Source organism: Spartobacteria bacterium UBA695, assembly GCA_002298145.1.
Taxonomy (GTDB): Bacteria; Verrucomicrobiota; Verrucomicrobiia; order Chthoniobacterales; family Chthoniobacteraceae; genus UBA695.
In genome coordinates, this window is the sequence record DBMP01000010.1 from 135,770 (window position 1) to 152,803 (window position 17,034).

Sequence of the window (17,034 nt, forward strand, 5' to 3'; positions counted from 1 at the left end):
TTAGCGGTGGTTGAGCACTTCGGCGAGGTGGATCGTCTTGATCGGCTTGTTCTGCCGGTCAATCAAGCCCTGCTGGTGCATGAGACAGCTCGAATCGTTGGATACAATGTACTCGGCCTCGGTTTCGAGCGCGGAGGCGATCTTCCCCTCGCCCATGGCGCTGGAGACGGACGGGAACTTGGCGGAGAAGGTGCCACCGAAGCCGCAACAGGTCTCGGCCTCCTCCATTTCGATGAGTTCCAGGCCTTTGACCTGGGCCATTAGCGCACGCGGCTGGGCCTTGATGCCGAGCTCGCGGCGGCCATGGCAGCCGTCGTGGAAGGTGACTTTATGAGGGAAGCGGGCGCCGAGATCGGTGACGCCGAGCTTGGTGACGAGGAAATCGGAGAATTCGTAGACCTTTTCCGAGAGCGCCAGGGCGGCGGCTTCCTCGGGCCGGCCTTTGAAGAGCTCCGGGTAGAAGTTTTTGACCATCGCGCCGCAGGAGCCGGAGATGATGACAACCACTTCGGCGTCCTTCAGGCGGTCGAGCACTTTTACGGCGACTTCCCGCGTTTCGTCCCAATAACCGGAGTTAAAGGAGGGCTGGCCGCAGCAAGTGATTTCCCGAGGGCAGTCGATGGTATGGCCAAGGCGCTCCAGGATTTCCACGACGCTCTGGCCCACTTTCGGGTAGCAGGCGTCGATGTAACAGGGAACAAAAAGGGTAATGTTCATGGGAGCTAGATGGAAGAAGTCAGCTTACAAAAATGATCGTAAGCCCGGTCCCAATCCGCGCCGTTCTGCGGCTTGTATTCGATGATCGGGAAGGAGTCGGCCACGGTCTGGCGCAGGGCGTCGAGCGACGGGATGTGGCCCAGGGCGAGGGCCTGGATCAAGATATTGCCGCACGCCGTGGCTTCCACGGGGCCGGTGAGGATGGTGCGCCCGGTGCCGTTGGCCGCGTACTGGTTTAAGACAGGGCTCTTGGTGCCGCCGCCCACCATGTGAACGCGGGTAATCGGCTCGCCGGTAAGCGCCTCGATTTTTTGCAGCATTTGCCGATAAGATAGCGCCAGACTCTCGAAAATACAGCGCGTAACTTCGCCGGGAGTCTCGGGGACGGCCTGGCCGGTTTCGCGGCAGTAATCGGCGATCTTCTGCGGCATTAGGTCGGGCTTGAGGAAGCGGGGATCGTTCGGGTTGATGAGCGAACGGAAGGGCTCGCTCTCCTCGGCCATGCTATCGAGGTCATCCCAGCTGATGGTCTGGCCCTGGCGAATCCACTCGCGGCGGGACTCCTGGAGGAGCCAGAGGCCGACGATGTTTTTAAGGAAGCGCGTGGTGCCGCCGTAACCGGCTTCGTTGGTGAAGTTGTCTTCGAGCACGGTGTCGTTGATGAGCGGTGCGGAAAGTTCGACGCCGATGAGCGACCAAGTGCCCGAGCTCAGGAACGCCCAGCCCTTGCCCTTGGCGGGAACGGCAGCGACGGCCGCGCCGGTGTCGTGCGAGCAGGTGGCGATCACGGGGATCGCGGGGAGGCCTGTTTCCTCAGCTAAGGCCGGGGTAAGGCAGCCGAGCCGGGTGCCGGAATCGACGAGTTCTGGGAAAAGCCGCTCGGGAATCCCGGCTGCTTCGATGAGCGCCTGGGACCATTGGCGGGTGCGCGGGTTGTAGACCTGCGTGGTGCTGGCCATGCTGATCTCCTGCTTCACCACGCCGCTAAAGAGGTAGTGGAGGTAATCGGCGATACAGAGGAATTTATCGGCAATGCCCTGGATGTCGCCGTTTTGCTCCACGTCCGAGATCAACTGGTAGAACGTGTTGATCTGCATGAACTGGATGCCGGTTTCGGAGAAAATCTTGTCGCGGCCAATCTCCTTGAGCGCGAACGCGTAAGGGCCGTCGGTGCGGGAGTCGCGATATTGGTAAGGGAGCGACAGCATCGGCTGGCGCTGGTTGAAATAGACGTAATCGACGCCCCAGGAATCGACGCTCATGCTCTCGGCGGAGATTCCCTTGGCAGCCACCTTGCGCAGGCCCGCTTTGAGTTCCTCGAAGATGCGCAGGACGTTCCAGCGGAAGGAGCCCTGGACTTTCGAAACGCCCGTCGGGAAGCGGTGGACCTCCTCAAGGATCACTTTCCCGTCCTTGAGGGTTCCGAGAATCACCCGGCCGCTATCCGCGCCGAGGTCGCAGGCAATATAATGGTGTTCGCTCATGAAAAATGGAGAAGAAGGGGGTTGGGGAGGCTTTTATGATTGAAGCCGATCATGAACAAATCAAAAGCCCTCGGCAAGCCCGGAGGGAAACTTTTTTTTGCGAAGCAGGAAAGCGGTTACGCCCGGCGTTCGGTCTTGTAACTGGCGATGTCGCTCAAATGGAGATTGAGCGCGCGGACGGAGATCCAGATTTCCGCCAGCGAGAGCCCCAGCGAAGCGAGCATCAGCAGCAGGCTGATGGCGAAAATGACGGCCCCAAGGTTTGGGTACCCCGCAAAGAGCGTGAACATGCAAACGACACAGAAAAAGAGGCTGGAAATCCCCGCCGCCTGCATGTGCTTGATCAGTTCCACCCGGTAGTGCAGGTTCCGGATCTGGCCGATCACGTTGGCGGGCGGGTCGCTCTTGTAGTTGGAGTGCAGGCTGCGGATTAGGTTCGCCAGGGTCACGAACCGGTTGGTGTAAGCCAGAAGCAGCAGGGAAATCGCGGGAAAAAGCAGGGCGGGCGTAGCTAAATCAAGAGCTTCGGGATGGAGCATGGGCAAAGGTTACCGCAGCGGTCGGGAAAAGGCAATCCGCACCCCCGCGACGGCCAAACAGACCAAAAAATCCCGCTTCCCTCACCTTTTGGATGGAAATATCCGCCGCGCCCGGCTTATTTGAAGGACTCCACTTTTTGGAACTCCCGGGGTTGGAACGCTCCCGGGCTGCCCACGCACCATGAAAAATTACCTCGTCACCATCGGCCTTGAAGTCCATGTCCAGCTCAAGACGCAGAGCAAGATGTTCTGCGGCTGCCCCGTGGAGTACGGGGCCGAGCCGAATACGCACACCTGCCCGGTCTGCCTCGGGATGCCCGGCGCGCTCCCGGTGATGAATCATCAAGCGCTCAAAATGACGGCCCTCACCGGCCTGATGCTCGGCTGTACGATCCCGACGGTCTGTAAGTTCGATCGCAAGAACTACTTCTACCCGGACATGCCGAAGAACTACCAGATTTCCCAATACGACCTCCCGCTTTGCCTCGGCGGCGGCGTTCCGCTGCACCAGCAGGCCTTCCCGAAGGACGTCCAGAAGGAAGTCGCCGAGCCGGACCGCGTGATCCCCCTCACCCGCATCCACCTGGAGGAGGACGTCGCCAAGAGCTTCCACTTCGACGGTTCCAGCGGCATCGACTTCAACCGCGCGGGCACGCCGCTGATGGAGATCGTCAGCGATCCCGAGATCCACAGCCCGGAGGAGGCCTTCGCCTACCTGACCTCGCTCAAGCAGATCCTTCACTACGGCAACGTCAGCGACGCCGACATGGAAAAGGGCCAGATGCGCGCCGATTGCAACATTTCCGTCCGGCCCGAGGGGCAGGAGCAGCTCGGTACGAAGATCGAGATCAAGAACATGAACACCATCTCGGGCGTGCGGCAGGCGCTGGCCTATGAGATCGAGCGCCAGATCGCCGCGCTCGAACGGGGCGAGAAACTCCTCCAGGAGACCCGCCGCTGGGACGACGACGCGGGCCAGACCTTCCTGATGCGCGTGAAGGAGACCGATGCCGACTACCGCTACTTCCCCGATCCCGATCTGCTGCCGGTCCACACCGAGGCGATCGTGGACGAAGTGCGCCCGCTGGTTCCCGAGCTCCCCATCCAGAAGCGCAAACGCTTTATCGAGCAATACTCCGTAAGCCCCTACGACGCCGGGGTGCTCGCCGATGATCTGCCGCTGGCCGCTTATTTCGAGAAAGCCGCCGCCGGGGCCAGCAAGCCCAAACAGGTGGCCAACTGGGTACTCAACGACCTGCCGAACCTCTTGAGCAGCGCCGCGCTGACGATCCAGGAATGCCCCATCGCTCCGGAGCACTTGCAGGAGCTCGTCAACGTCATTGAGGAAGGCAAGATCAGCGGCAAGCAGGGCAAGGAAGTCTTCGCCGAGATGTTCACCAGCGGCAAAACCGCCGGGGCGATCATCGAGGAGAAGGGCCTCAAGCAGGTCAGCGACGTGGGGGCCATCGAGGCGCTCTGCGCGCAGGCCATCGCCGCCAATCCGAAGGCCGTCGCGGAATACAAAGCGGGCAAGCTCGCTTCCATCAATTTCCTCAAGGGGCAGGTCATGAAGCTCTCCAAGGGCAAGGCCAACCCGGGCCTGGCGGGCGAAATCCTGGAACGCCAGCTGGCCGCCATTTAGCTTCGCCCCATGCGCTTTCACCAATTGATCCAAAACGCCCCCGGCTGGAAAACGCTGGAGGACGAAACGGCGTTTGAAAACCCATTCCTGGAGGTACACTTGGTGAACGTCGCCACGCCGCAGCGGCCCGAGGGGGCCCACTGGTCGGTGATCCACCGCAAGGGGGCCTGCGCGGTCGTTCCCATTACCGAGGAGGGCAACCTCGTCCTGGTGCGCCAGGAGCGGATTCCCGTCCGGGCGGATTTGTGGGAGTTCCCTGCCGGGCAGATCGACACCTCCGCGCCGCACACGCCGGAGATTATCCGCGAGACGGCGCTACGCGAGCTGCAAGAGGAAACCGGCTACGAACTGGCCCCCGGCGGCGAGCTCATCCCGATGGGGAAGTTTTTTTCCTCCCCGGGCGTCACCGACGAGCACACCTACCTTTTTTGCGCCCGCCCGGTGGTGCTCTCCCCTAAGGGAACGCATTACGACGCCTCGGAGGCCATCGCCGGAGCCCGCGCGTTCACGCCCAAGGAATTCCGCGACATGATCGCCTGCGGGGAAATCTGCGACGCCAACACGCTCTCGTGCTTTGCCCGGCTCACGGCGCTGGGGCTCTTGTAGAAAATCCTGCGTGCCTTCGCTCCATCGTGTGAGATAATTATCCCTTCCGATGGCCCTCTTAGACCGCCTTTTCCAGCTTCGCGAAACCGACGAACCCAAGCCGTTCCTCCAGCACTTGGAGGAGCTCCGCTGGGCGCTCATCAAAATGGCCATCGTGCTGGGCATCGCGATGACGGCCTGCCTCGCCTTTCAGAAGGACCTCGTGTGGCTGATGGAAAAGCCCCTCGCCACGGTCGATCCCTCGCTCGTCTCGAAGCTGCAAAACCTGGGCGTCATTGACCCGATCACGATCTCTCTCTCGCTGGCGTTTTACGCGGGGATCATCGCCTCCTTTCCGCTACTGCTTTTCTTCGTGGCGCAGTTCGTCCTCCCTGCGCTGACGAAAAAGGAAAAAAAGGTCGTATTTCCGGCGATCTTCATCGGGTTTGCGCTGTTCCTGACGGGCGTGCTGGTCTGCTACTTCCTGATTTTGCCCGAGACGCTCCGGTTCTGCTTTGATTACTCAAAATCGCTCAACTTCTCCCCCTCCTGGACGGTGCGCGAATACTTCTCTTTCGTCACCCGGATGCTGATTTCCTTCGGCGCAGCTTTTGAGCTGCCGGTCTTTGTCATGGCGCTGGTTTATATCAACGTGCTGTCGTTTAAAATCCTCAACCGGACGCGCCCCTACGCCTACATCCTGGTGCTGGTGCTCGCCGCGATCATCGCCCCCACGCCGGACCCCATTTCCTTCCTCGCACTAGGCATCCCCATGTGCCTGCTCTACGAGAGCTGCATCTGGCTGGCCCGGGCGCTGGAGCTCCGCCGCAACCCGACTCTCGAATGACCGAACGCATCCTTTTCCCCGCTGCAGCCATCGCCGCCCGCCTGGATGAACTGGCGGCCGAGCTGACCGCGTTCTACACCGGAAAACCGCTCACCGTCCTGGCGATCCTCAACGGCAGCCTGGTCTTCGCCGCCGACCTGCTCCGGCGCATCCCGCTGCCGCTTCGGCTGGAGTGCCTCAACGTCGCGAGCTACCACGGCGGCCTGGAGAGCAGCGGCGTCGTAACCTTCCAGCAAAACAACCTGCCGGACCTCGATGGGCGGCATGTCCTGATCCTGGACGACATCCTGGACACCGGCCGCACGCTCCATGCCGTGAAGTGCCGCCTTTTTAAGGAGACCCATCCGCTCGACGTGCGCGTGGCCGTGCTGCTCAAAAAGCGCAAAGAACGGGCCGAGCCGCTGGAAGCCGATTACGCGGGCTTTGAGATCGGCGATGAATTCGTCATCGGCTACGGCCTGGACTACGACGGCCGCTACCGGAACCTGCCCGAAGTGCGGGTGCTGGAGCCGTAACGCGTGCGCCGGGCTGATCGGCTTCCCTTTTGCCTCGTGGCATTATGAAAAAGATTCTCGTTTTCCTCGCGCTTTTGGGAGCGGCGCTGGCCTGGTTTGCGGAAGACAACTGGCGGCAGCAATCCCATCCGCCAGTCGCCATCGAAAATCTCTCAGCCGACGATCAGCGGCTGGCGACCGCCTTCGCCAACCGGCTGCGGAACTTCGCCGTCCACGGGCAAGGCGTGGTCACGCGGATCCTTCCGGATGACACCGACGGCATTGCGCATCAGCGGTTCATTCTTCGCCTCGGCTCGGGCCAGACGCTGCTCATCGCCCACAACATCAGCATCGCCCCCAGGATCGACAGCCTCAAAAAAGGAGACGCCGTGGAGTTTCTCGGCATCTATGAATGGAAGCCCGAAGGCGGCGTCATCCACTGGACCCACCGCGACCCGAAGGGCGGGCATTCGCCCGGCTGGCTCAAGCACAACGGCAGGACCTACCAGTAGCCGCTCCCCTTTTTTGGGCTACACCTTCACGCGCTCAATTTGCGCGCCGAGACCGTTCAACTTCTCGTCGATCGACTCATAGCCGCGGTCGATGTGGTAAACACGGTTGACCTCCGTGACGCCGCCAGCTCGCAGCCCCGCCAGAACAAGCGCCGCGCTGGCCCGCAAATCCGACGCCATCACCGGAGCCCCGCTCAGGCGCTCCACACCGTGGATGACGGCGCTGGCTCCTTCGAGCGTGATCTGTGCCCCCATGCGCTTAAGCTCCGCAACGTGCATGAACCGCTGCGGGAAAATGGATTCCGTAATCACGCTGATCCCCTGCCCCTCGGCCAACAGCGCGCACATCTGCGCCTGCATATCGGTCGGGAAAGCCGGGTAGGGCTCCGTGACAAGCTCCAGCGCCTTCGGCTTGCCGTTGCCGATGACCGTCAGCGTATCCCGCGTACACTCGATGCCGTAACCCGCGTCTACCAGCGCCGCGCTCACCGCCTTAAGGTGCTCGGGGTTGACCCGGCGCAGCGTCACGCGCGTTCCCGCGATCGCCGCGGCGACCATGAACGTCCCCGCTTCAATACGATCCGGTATGACATCGTGTTCCACCCCGTGGAGTTCCTCCACCCCCTCGATCACAATGCGGCGCGTTCCGGCGCCCTCGATTTTGGCGCCCATCGCGTTGAGAAAATTAGCCAGATCGACCACCTCGGGCTCGGCTGCGGCTCCTTCGATCACCGTCACGCCATCGGCCAGTACCGCGGCCATCATGACGTTATCGGTGCCGAGCACGGTGGAGCCGAATTTACCCCGCAGATTGATGTTCGTTCCGGTCAGCTTGGCCGCGAAAACTTTCACATTGCCGCATTCCACGCGCACCGCCGCGCCAAGGGCCTCGAAGCCACGCAGATGCAGGTCGATGGGCCGGTCGCCGATGACGCACCCGCCGGGAAGGGAGACAGTCGCCTCCATCTCGCGTCCGAGCAGCGGCCCGAGCACGCAGACCGACGCGCGCATTTTGCGCACAATGTCGTAGGGAGCCACGGTCTTGATTTTCTCCGCCCGCACGGTGACCGTCCCGCTGGCGCGCTCGACCTCGGCCCCCATGTGGCTCAGAATTTGCAGCATGTAGTGCACGTCACTCAGGTCCGGGACGTGCCGGATAATGCACGGCTCTTTGGTAAGAAGGCACGCGGCCAGGATCGGAAGGGCGGAGTTTTTGGAACCGCTGATCCGCACCGAACCGTTGAGGGGTTGCCCCCCGTGCACGAGAATTTTATCCATAGAAAGCTATCTAAGAAGAGAAAGAGGCGAACAAAAACCGAAGGATGCCTTGATAATCCGCCACGGCGCGGATGTCCCGATAATTTTGGGTCGCCAGTTCCGTTTGAAGGGCGGTCTCCTGCCCGATACCGATTTCGAGCACGAGCTTGCCACCCGGCTTAAAATGCCCCCTCGCGTCGGCGATGAGGCGCTCTATTATTTCCGTCCCCTTGGGGCCGCCGTCGAGAGCCAGGAGCGGGTCGCGCTGGACTTCGCGCGAAAGGGAGGCAATCTCGCCGCCAGGGATGTAGGGGAGGTTGGCCACGATCAGGTCGAACGCGCCGTCCACGGAGGAAAAGAGGTCGCTTTGCTGGAACTTGACCCGCTCGCCGAGGCCATGCCGGGCGGCATTCTCTCGGGCCAGGGCCAGCGCGTCGGGCGATACATCCACGGCCGTTACGTCAGCCGAAGGGAGCTCCGCCGCGAGGGTCAGGGCGATGACGCCGCTGCCCGTCCCGACGTCCAGCAGACACGGCACCTCTGGAAGCGGTTCTTTAAGAATAAGTTCCATCAACAATTCGGTTTCGGGCCGGGGAATGAGAGCGCGCGCATCGGTGGCGAAAACCCGGCCATGAAACTCGACCGTCCCGAGGAGATGCTGCAACGGCTCGCCCTGGGCGCGGCGGCGAACCAGGTCGCGCAAGGGGGCCAGCTCGCGCTCCCCCAGCGGGCGGTCGAACTCCATGTAAAGCTCGATCCGTTTTTTGCCCAATATGTGCGCGATCAAGTGCTCGGCATTGAGGCGCGGGCTCTCCACGCCATGCTTCGCAAAATACTCCGTGGTAGCTTGGAGCACCTCTAGGACGGGTTTCATGGGAGGGGCAAATAGATCACGCCCGCCGGAAAAGGACGAGGGAATTTCGCGGGAATTTAATAAACTCGCGTCATCGAAGAAGACGGAGGGAAAATGGGGTGGTCGACGGGACTCGAACCCGCAACAGCCAGAACCACAATCTGGAGCTCTACCATTGAACTACGACCACCATTTTTCCGGTTCAAACGCCCGCTTGGGCGGTGAAGGGAGGAGGACTTTATAGCGGATTTTTAAAATCGGAAACCAAAAAGTTCAGAAAAATCAAAGACACTTTTCACTTGCCTCCCCCTCGCCCCATGGTGTAACCGTTTTTCCGTGAAACTTTCCTTGCATTGGTGGCATTAGCAGACGGGCTCGCGGCTTCTCGCCGCGGTCGATCGCTTTTCCACCCTTGCGTCGAACTCTTTGCCCGATGATTCCAACCCTGAATCGTCGGGCTTTTTTTATATCCCAGACTGATCCCGAACCAAACCGACCCACACATGGACCTCAACTTCAAATTCAACGCCGACGGGCTCATCCCCGCCATTGTTCAGCAGACCAACAACGACAAGCCGACCGCCGGCCGCGTTGTGATGATGGCCTGGATGAACAAGCTTTCCATTGAAAAGACGCTCGAAACGGGGTTCATGCACTACTGGAGCCGTTCGCGCCAGAAGCTCTGGTTTAAGGGCGAGGAAAGCGGCCACACCCAGAAGGTGATTCGATGGTATGCCGACTGCGACCAAGACTGCCTGCTCTTCGAAGTAGACCAGGAAGGCGGCGCCTGCCACACCGGCTACGCCTCGTGTTTCTACCAAGGTTTCGACAAGGATGGATCGCCCCTGCCGATTACCGAAAATCGCCTTTTCGATCCAAACCAAGTTTACAAAAAGTGACTACCCATCTTATCAAGCCCAGCCGCGAGGAATTCCGCGAACTGGCAAAACAAGGCAACCTCATCCCCGTCAGCACGGAGCTGATTGCCGACGCCGAGACGCCCATCTCGGCCTTCCAAAAGCTCGACCGCGGAGGCTACACCTTCATGCTGGAGAGCGCCGAGAACGTCAACGAACGAGGCCGCTACTCGTTCGTCGGTACCGATCCGCGCATCCTCTTTACGGCCCGAGACCGCGAGATTTCGCTGACCGAGGCCGGGGAAACCCGCACCTACCAGGCCCCGGGCGATCCGCTCAAGGAGCTGGAGAAACTCATGGAGCGCTTCAAGCCGGTCAAGCAGCCCGACCTGCCCCTCTTCACCGGCGGCGCGGTCGGCTACATGGCCTACGACATGGTGCGCTTCTTCGAGCCAACCATCGGCGCGCTCCCGACGGAGAAAAATCCGCCCAACGAAGTGCCGGACATGGTGTTCCTCATCACGGACACCCTCCTCATTTTTGACCACCTGCTGCGCCGCCTGCGCATCCTTTGCAATACGCTGGTCGACGGGGACCCGGATACCGCCTACGACGTCGCGTGCGAGAAGATCGAGGCCCTCATGGAGCGCCTCTCCCGCCCCGCGTTCCTCCCGCCGGTCAACGTCCACTCGGAGGTGCCGCCGCAGGAAGTCCGGAGCAACACCACGAAGGAAGAGTTCTACGAAATCGTTCGCAGCGGCCGCAAATACATCGAGGCGGGCGACATCTTCCAGGTCGTCTTTTCCCAGCGCTTCGAGACCGATTACGAAGGCGACGCCCTGCAAATCTACCGGGCGCTGCGCTACATCAACCCGTCGCCGTACCTCTTCTGCTTCAAGTTCGCCGACGAGTTCGCACTCGTGGGCAGCTCGCCGGAAGTCCACGTGCGAGCGATTGACGGGAACATCACCATTCGCCCCATCGCCGGAACCCGCAAACGCGGCGCGACGGAAGAGGAGGACCTCGCCAACGAAAAGGACCTCCTCGCCGACCCGAAGGAAAAAGCCGAGCACCTCATGCTCGTCGATCTCGCCCGCAATGACGTAGGCCGGGTCTCCGAGTTCGGCTCGGTGAAAGTCACGGCCTTTATGACCGTCGAACGCTACAGCCACGTCATGCACATCGTCTCCAACGTCGTCGGGAAGCTCAAGCCCGAGGCCAACGGCTACGACGTGCTGCGGGCCACCTTCCCGGCTGGAACGGTCTCCGGTTCGCCCAAAGTGCGGGCCATGCAGATCATCAACGAGCAGGAAAAGAGCAAGCGCAAGGCGTACGCGGGGGCGGTCGGCTACTTCGGCTTCGACGGCAACCACGATTCATGCATCACGCTGCGCTCCGTGCTCCTCAAGGACGGCAAGGCGTTCATCCAGGCGGGCGGCGGCAACGTGGCCGACTCCACCCCGGAGGGCGAGTACCAGGAAACCGTGAACAAAGCCATGGCGGTCGTGCGGGCCATCGAGCACGCCAAGAGCGTGGACACCTCCTGCCATCACCACCATTAACAAAGGAGGAATACCCATGCTTTTAGTCATCGATAACTACGATTCGTTCACCTACAACCTGGTGCAATACTTCGGCGAACTGGGCGCGGACCTCCTTGTGAAACGCAACGACGAGATCACGCTTGAGGAAATCGAGGCGCTCAAGCCCGAGCGCATCTGTATTTCCCCCGGGCCCGCCACGCCCAAGGAGGCGGGGATCAGTTGCGAGGTCATCCGGCGATTTGGGCCCCGGCTTCCGCTCCTGGGCGTCTGCCTAGGCCACCAGGCCATCGGCGATGTGTACGGCGGCGACGTCGTGCGCGCGGGCCGCCTCATGCACGGTAAGACCTCCCCCATCCTGCACGATGGGAAGGGCGTTTTCGCCGGAATTCCGAGCCCGTTCGAAGCCACCCGCTACCATTCGCTCTTGGTAAAGAGAGAAACCTTTCCGTCCGTCCTCGAAATCTCTGCCGAAACGGCCGAGGGGGAAATCATGGGCCTGCGGCACCGCGAATACCCGATTCACGGCGTCCAGTTCCATCCGGAATCCATTCTTACCCTCGAGGGTAAGAAGCTGCTCCAGAACTTCCTCGATATGTAGAGGAAGTGGCAAGGCAGCGTCACCAAACAGACAACTGACTAACGCTAGAGAGGCGCTGGGGGGATTTCCCTCCAGCGCTTTCTCGTTATAATAGACGCGTTCCCTTGAGAGGCTCCCAGTCAGTGGTGCCAAACTGAAGACTGCTCTGGCTGACGAAGGTCAGTTCGGCCCCGTGGAGCTGAAAGTCGAAGGTCACGCAAAACGGGGTTTCGTAATAGTGGCAGATCACTTGCAGATGCGTCGGGCTCTTCCACGCGGCGGAGCAGGCCACTTTGCGGGGCCGCTGGTAAAAGAGCGTCTCCACGCCAAAGAAATTCTTCCCGTACCCGGCTCGGAAGGTCTCGCTCTCGGTGGCGGTTTCCAGCGTCACGGAACAAGCTTCGCCGGAAAAAGCCAGGGCGACGCGCCGGACTCCAGCGGAGTTTTCGGCCATTTGATACGCCACACGCTCCCGGGCCTCATGCATCTGGGCCGCGCAGGGACCCGCAATGGGCAGCGCGAGCGAAGCCGTGGACGCGCTCAGCTCCCGCAGCGCCTCGGGATCGCCCGGCAGCGCCTCATTGTGGAGCCCTGGCAGCAGAACCTCCCAAACCAGCGTCAAGACGGACTGCATGTTGGCCATCCCAGAGTTCATGGCCAGAACCAAGCCCGCCTCGGGAACCACCAGGGCGTATTGGCCAAAAGCGCCGTCGCCCCGAAAGCTCTGATGCTGGCCACGCCAGAAGTGGAACCCGTAGCCGAGCTTCCAGTCCGGGTTTTCGTTCATCGAATTGTCGATCTGCCACGAAGTCGCCAGCTCCAGGTATTCCGTCGGGATCACCTCCCTGCCCTCCCAGAGCCCCTTGGCGCGGATCGCCTCCGCAAAGCAGGCGACCTCCCCGGTGGTCAGGTAGAGCCCCCATCCGCCAAACGCAATCCCCCTGGGGCAGCTCTCCCAGAAGGCGTTCTGAATATTGAGCGGATGGAGCAAGCGCGGGTTGAGGTAATCGACCAGCGTTTCGCCCGTGACGCGGTTGAGAATCGCCGAAAGCATGTAGCTCGCCACGGAATTGTAAACAAACCGGGTCCCTGGGTCGTAATCCAGCGTGGAATCAAAAAACGCCCGAAAATAATCGCCACTCGCCGCGTACCGGAGCTGCCCCGCGACATCCTCCGAGTGGCCGCTCGACATCGTCAGCAGGTGCCGCACGGTCATTTGGGCGAAACGCTCCTGGGAATGCCGCGGCTTTTCCTCGGGAAAAAACCCGCACACCCGGTCCTCCAGCCCCAGCCGCCCTTCCCGGATCGCCCAGCCGACCGCAACGGAGAGAAAGCTCTTGCTCAGCGAAAAAAGCTGGTGAGGCACCTCCGGCCCATACGGCGTCCACCACCCCTCGGCGATCACCGTCCCGTGGCGCGAAAGCATAAAGCCGTGGGGGTGTTCAAGCTCGTCGAGCAGGCTCACCCACTTCTGAACAGTCCTGGAGGAAATGCCCTGAGCCTCGGGCGTGGAGCGGGGTAACTGAAATCGGTCGGTCATGGTACTTCAAGCGGGTTTCCGGGGGCCAATGCCGCCGGAGAAAAACCGGGATGTTAAAATCTTCGCCCAGGTTTCCAAGAAGCAATTCTTACCGGCGGCAAAATGGACATAGGAATTTTCTTTTCGTGCGCGCGGCGGCCATTCAGACTTACCCCATGCGCCGCGCCTTATATCCAGGCAGTTTCGACCCCGTCACCAACGGTCACCTCGATGTCATCGAGCGGGCCGCCCGTATTTTTGACGAGGTGGTCGTCACCGTCGCCTACAATGAGGAGAAAAGCGGCCTCTTCACCTTTCCCGAGCGGATGCACCTCCTGGAAAAAACCGTCGAGCGGCATCCGAATGTCCGAGTCAGCCAGTTTGAGGGCCTCCTCGTCAACTACGCCCGCTCCGTGGAAGCCAGCGTCATCATCCGGGGCCTGCGCGCCATATCCGACTTCGAGTACGAATTCCAGATGGCCCTCATGAACCGCAAGCTCGACTCCGAGATCGAGACCATGTTCCTGATGCCCAAAGAGGAGTACACCTACATCAGCTCCCGGCTGGTAAAAGAAATCGCAAGGCTGGGTGGCGACATCGAGGCGTTTGTGCCAGATTGTATCGCCCGGGCACTCAAGGAAAAATTTTCCCGAAAGAAGGTCATCGGCGTCGAAGCTCCCAACGACTAGAAGCCAAGAAGCCGCCCCTTCCCGAACCATCCCCGCCCGGGTCCCAAGCCATGAAAATTCACCTGAACCAAATCCCTCCGGGAAGCACCCTCCACATCGAGGGAGAGGAAGATCACGAAATTCTCGCGATCCAGGACGAGATCGTCCGCGTATTGAGCCCCGTGCGCTACAGCCTGGACGCCGGAGTCTCCGAAGGCGGCCTCTTCGCCACCGGTTCCCTATCCGTCGATCTCGAACTCCAGTGCGTGCGCTGCCTGACGCCCTTCCCCTACACCGTCGAGATTCCCGACTTCGCGGTTCAAATAGAGCTGGGCACTTCTGAGACAGTGGACTTGACGGAGGAAACGCGTGAAGATATTCTCCTCGCCCTGCCTCCCCATCCGCATTGTGACTGGAATGGCGCAAACCGTTGCGCCGGAGTGCTTAAAATAGAAGAGTCGGAACCGGCGCCCGAGCCTGGGAAACGAAATCCCTGGGCTAAGCTCGACCAACTCGTTAAACCAAAGGCCGATAAAGAGGCCTGAAAATAGGTCCAAAACAGGCCAACAAATAGACAGAAAGATTCGATATGGGAGTCCCAAAACGCAAAACTTCGAAAATGCGCCTTCGCACCCGCAAGGCCGCCAACCGTTGGCACGCCGACAAGCTCGGGAAATGTGGCCAATGCGGCAGCACGGTCCGGTCTCACACGGTTTGCCCCGCTTGCGGGTACTATGCCGGCCGTCAGGTCGTCACGGTTGAGGCCGCGTAATTCCCCAGCCCCATCTTAAATTCAGCCGTCCCGCCGCGTGTGGGGCGGCTGTCTTTTTCTCCGCGGAGAGGGGTGTACTGTGCCCTTTTTCGGGCTAATCCGCGGACATTTTACTCTTAAATCCCTCTTAAAACCAAAAGCATGAAAATCGCGCTCGATGCCATGGGCCACGATGAAGGCCCCGCCAAGCTTGTGGAGGGAGCCGCGCTGGCCCTCGCCGAATTTCCGGCCATCTCCCGCCTCTTCCTGACGGGCGACACCCCCCGGGTCGAAGCCGAGCTCAAGCGCATCGGCTGCAACGACCGGCGCATCGAGATCGTCCATTGCACCCAGGTCGTCGAAATGAGCGACCATGCCATCGACGCCGTGCGGAAAAAGAAGGATTCGTCCATCGCCCGCGCCGTCGATCTCGTCAAAAGCGGCGAGGCCGAAGCCGTCGTCAGCGCCGGGCACACCGGGGCGAGCGTCGCCGCCACAACCATCAAACTGCGGATGCTTCCCGGCATCGAACGCCCGGGCATCGCCGCCACCATCCCGACCGAAACCCGGCTTTTCGTCCTGATCGACGCCGGAGCCAACCCTGAGCCGACCCCCATGCAGATGGTCCACAACGCCATCATGGGCTCGGTTTACTCGAAGTACGTCCTCGGCTACAACAATCCCTCCGTGGGCCTCATGTCCATCGGCACCGAGGACGAGAAAGGCAACGAGTGCACCCGGGCCAGCTTCGACCTCATCAAAAACTGCCCCGGCCTCAACTTCCGAGGCAACATCGAAGGGCACGACCTTTTCTTAAACCCGGTGGAAGTCGTCGTCACCGACGGTTTTACCGGCAACGTCATCCTCAAGACCAGCGAAGCCATTTGCAAAGCCATCTTTAGTTGGCTCAAACGGGAAATCTGCAAGAGCCCCGTCCGCAAAGTCGGCGCGCTGCTCGCCAAGGGGGCGTTTGTCAGCATCCGCAAACGGACCAGCGCCGACGAGTACGGTGGGATGCCGCTCCTGGGCATCAACGGCGTTTGCATCATCGGGCACGGGGGCAGTTCGCCCGTCGCCGTCAAGAACGCCATCCGCATGGCAACACAGAGCATTTCCCAACAGGTCAATCCCCTGATTGTGGAGCAAATCCAACGCTACAATGAACAAGCAGCAGCCTCGCACCACGCGCCTGCATAAACCCAAGCGCACCGTCTCCGTCATCGCCACCGGCAGCTACGTTCCGCACAAGGTTCTCACCAACGCCGACCTGGAAAAGCTCGTTGACACCAACGACGAGTGGATCACGACGCGCACCGGCATCAAGGAACGCCGCATCGCCGCGCCCGAGGAGACCACCAGCAACATGGCCGCGAAGGCTGCCCAGGCCGCCTTGGACCAGGCCGGGATCAGCGCCGAGGAGATCGACATGATCATCGTCGGCACCGTCACGCCCGACATGCAGTTCCCCAACACGGCCTGCCTCGTGCAAAATCAGATCGGCGCCAAACACGCCATCTGCTTCGACCTTTCCGCCGCCTGCTCCGGCTTCCTCTACGGCATCGAGATCGCCCAGCAGTTCATCTCCAGCCGCTCGTGCGACACCGTACTGGTCATCGGCGCCGATAAGCTCTCCACCATCGTCGACTGGACCGACCGCAACACCTGCGTCCTCTTTGGCGACGGCGCGGGCGCGGCCATCCTGCGCCACCGTCCCGGTTCGCACGGCATCATCCACACGACCCTCGGGGCCAACGGCGACTACGCCGAGATCCTTCACATGCCGGGCGGCGGCAGCAAGCTCCCCCTGACCAAGGAGAACATCGAAGCGCGCCCCAACACCATCAAGATGAACGGCAAGGACGTCTACAAACACGCCGTCACCGCCATGGTCTCCGCAGCCCACCAGACCCTCGAAACGGCGGGCCTCACCGCCAAGGATCTCGCCTGCGTAATCCCGCACCAAGCCAACCTGCGCATCATCGACGCCATTGGGAGCCGCCTCGGACTGGGACAGGACAAAGTTTTCGTCAACCTGCAAAACTACGGCAACACCAGCGCGGCAGCCGTAGCCATCGCCCTCGACGAAGCCAACCGCACCGGCCGGATGAAGAAAGACGACTACATCCTGCTCGTCGTCTTCGGTGGCGGCCTCACGTGGGCTTGCTCCGCCATTCAGTGGTAGGTATTC

General features: G+C 61.2%; 19 protein-coding genes and 1 tRNA gene. 13 read left to right on the top strand and 7 right to left on the bottom strand.

Annotated features, from left to right (window positions below; all coding sequences use genetic code 11):
- The 3 genes from B2828_RS05550 to B2828_RS05560 form a co-directional block, all read right to left on the bottom strand.
- On the bottom strand, positions 1-717 hold the full coding sequence (locus tag B2828_RS05550) for a (Fe-S)-binding protein (protein ID WP_479632705.1): 717 nt from the start codon (positions 715-717) through the stop codon (positions 1-3).
- Between the two features lie 5 nt (positions 718-722).
- On the bottom strand, positions 723-2,201 hold the full coding sequence (locus B2828_RS05555; protein ID WP_479632706.1) for a rhamnulokinase: 1,479 nt from the start codon (positions 2,199-2,201) through the stop codon (positions 723-725).
- 116 nt (positions 2,202-2,317) lie between these two features.
- Complete coding sequence (locus tag B2828_RS05560; RefSeq protein WP_479632707.1) at positions 2,318-2,740, bottom strand: DUF2721 domain-containing protein; 423 nt, start codon at positions 2,738-2,740, stop codon at positions 2,318-2,320.
- 181 nt (positions 2,741-2,921) lie between these two features.
- On the opposite strand from B2828_RS05560, the gene gatB reads away from it, so the two are divergent.
- Genes gatB through B2828_RS05585 form a run of 5 tightly spaced genes read left to right on the top strand, consistent with a single transcriptional unit; the run spans position 2,922 to position 6,820 of the window.
- Positions 2,922-4,382, top strand: a complete 1,461-nt coding sequence (gene gatB, locus B2828_RS05565; RefSeq protein ID WP_479632708.1) for an Asp-tRNA(Asn)/Glu-tRNA(Gln) amidotransferase subunit GatB — start codon at positions 2,922-2,924, stop codon at positions 4,380-4,382.
- A gap of 9 nt (positions 4,383-4,391) precedes the next feature.
- A complete protein-coding gene (locus tag B2828_RS05570; RefSeq protein ID WP_479632709.1) occupies positions 4,392-4,988 on the top strand; it encodes an NUDIX hydrolase in 597 nt (198 codons plus the stop codon).
- A gap of 49 nt (positions 4,989-5,037) precedes the next feature.
- Complete coding sequence (gene tatC, locus B2828_RS05575) at positions 5,038-5,814, top strand: twin-arginine translocase subunit TatC (RefSeq protein WP_479632710.1); 777 nt, start codon at positions 5,038-5,040, stop codon at positions 5,812-5,814.
- Entirely contained in the window at positions 5,811-6,329 is a 519-nt protein-coding gene (gene hpt / locus B2828_RS05580; RefSeq protein WP_479632711.1) for a hypoxanthine phosphoribosyltransferase, read from the top strand. Before tatC ends, hpt begins: the two co-directional genes overlap by 4 nt.
- A 44-nt stretch (positions 6,330-6,373) precedes the next feature.
- Positions 6,374-6,820 carry a DUF3465 domain-containing protein gene (locus tag B2828_RS05585; RefSeq protein WP_479632712.1) on the top strand — a complete coding sequence of 149 codons (447 nt, stop codon included), beginning with the start codon at positions 6,374-6,376 and terminating at the stop codon, positions 6,818-6,820.
- An 18-nt stretch (positions 6,821-6,838) separates the two neighbouring features.
- Here the strand turns inward: B2828_RS05585 and murA are convergent, their stop codons facing one another.
- From murA to B2828_RS05600, 3 genes are all read right to left on the bottom strand, one after another.
- Entirely contained in the window at positions 6,839-8,098 is a 1,260-nt protein-coding gene (gene murA / locus B2828_RS05590; RefSeq protein ID WP_479632713.1) for a UDP-N-acetylglucosamine 1-carboxyvinyltransferase, read from the bottom strand.
- Positions 8,099-8,108: 10 nt separating this feature from the next.
- Positions 8,109-8,951: a peptide chain release factor N(5)-glutamine methyltransferase gene (prmC, locus tag B2828_RS05595; RefSeq protein ID WP_479632714.1), complete on the bottom strand. Its 843-nt coding sequence runs from the start codon at positions 8,949-8,951 to the stop codon at positions 8,109-8,111.
- Positions 8,952-9,045: 94 nt separating this feature from the next.
- A tRNA-His gene (locus tag B2828_RS05600) sits at positions 9,046-9,120 on the bottom strand.
- Positions 9,121-9,409: 289 nt separating this feature from the next.
- On the opposite strand from B2828_RS05600, the gene hisI reads away from it, so the two are divergent.
- The 3 genes from hisI to B2828_RS05615 are packed head-to-tail and all read left to right on the top strand — an operon-like array spanning position 9,410 to position 11,929.
- Positions 9,410-9,829: a phosphoribosyl-AMP cyclohydrolase gene (hisI, locus tag B2828_RS05605; protein ID WP_479632741.1), complete on the top strand. Its 420-nt coding sequence runs from the start codon at positions 9,410-9,412 to the stop codon at positions 9,827-9,829.
- A complete protein-coding gene (gene trpE / locus B2828_RS05610) occupies positions 9,826-11,349 on the top strand; it encodes an anthranilate synthase component I (protein ID WP_479632715.1) in 1,524 nt (507 codons plus the stop codon). Before hisI ends, trpE begins: the two co-directional genes overlap by 4 nt.
- Before the next feature lie 16 nt (positions 11,350-11,365).
- The gene (locus B2828_RS05615) at positions 11,366-11,929 is read left to right on the top strand and encodes an anthranilate synthase component II (protein ID WP_479632716.1); all 564 of its coding nucleotides are present in this window, start codon (positions 11,366-11,368) and stop codon (positions 11,927-11,929) included.
- An 85-nt stretch (positions 11,930-12,014) separates the two neighbouring features.
- Here B2828_RS05615 and B2828_RS05620 read toward each other — a convergent pair whose 3' ends face one another.
- Complete coding sequence (locus B2828_RS05620; RefSeq protein ID WP_479632717.1) at positions 12,015-13,448, bottom strand: serine hydrolase domain-containing protein; 1,434 nt, start codon at positions 13,446-13,448, stop codon at positions 12,015-12,017.
- Positions 13,449-13,603: 155 nt separating this feature from the next.
- Between B2828_RS05620 and coaD the strand changes: the two genes are divergently transcribed.
- The 5 genes from coaD to B2828_RS05645 all read left to right on the top strand — a co-directional run bounded on the left by coaD (position 13,604) and on the right by B2828_RS05645 (position 17,028).
- Positions 13,604-14,116, top strand: coding sequence for a pantetheine-phosphate adenylyltransferase (gene coaD, locus B2828_RS05625; protein WP_479632718.1), 513 nt, complete (start codon positions 13,604-13,606; stop codon positions 14,114-14,116).
- 50 nt (positions 14,117-14,166) lie between these two features.
- On the top strand, positions 14,167-14,640 hold the full coding sequence (locus B2828_RS05630; protein ID WP_479632719.1) for a YceD family protein: 474 nt from the start codon (positions 14,167-14,169) through the stop codon (positions 14,638-14,640).
- A gap of 44 nt (positions 14,641-14,684) precedes the next feature.
- The gene (gene rpmF / locus B2828_RS05635) at positions 14,685-14,867 is read left to right on the top strand and encodes a 50S ribosomal protein L32 (protein WP_479632720.1); all 183 of its coding nucleotides are present in this window, start codon (positions 14,685-14,687) and stop codon (positions 14,865-14,867) included.
- A gap of 141 nt (positions 14,868-15,008) precedes the next feature.
- On the top strand, positions 15,009-16,043 hold the full coding sequence (gene plsX, locus B2828_RS05640; protein ID WP_479632721.1) for a phosphate acyltransferase PlsX: 1,035 nt from the start codon (positions 15,009-15,011) through the stop codon (positions 16,041-16,043).
- Positions 16,006-17,028 (top strand): beta-ketoacyl-ACP synthase III, encoded by a 1,023-nt coding sequence (locus B2828_RS05645; protein ID WP_479632722.1) that lies wholly within the window; start codon positions 16,006-16,008, stop codon positions 17,026-17,028. The genes plsX and B2828_RS05645 overlap by 38 nt, the downstream gene beginning before the upstream one ends.
- Positions 17,029-17,034 lie beyond the last annotated feature (6 nt).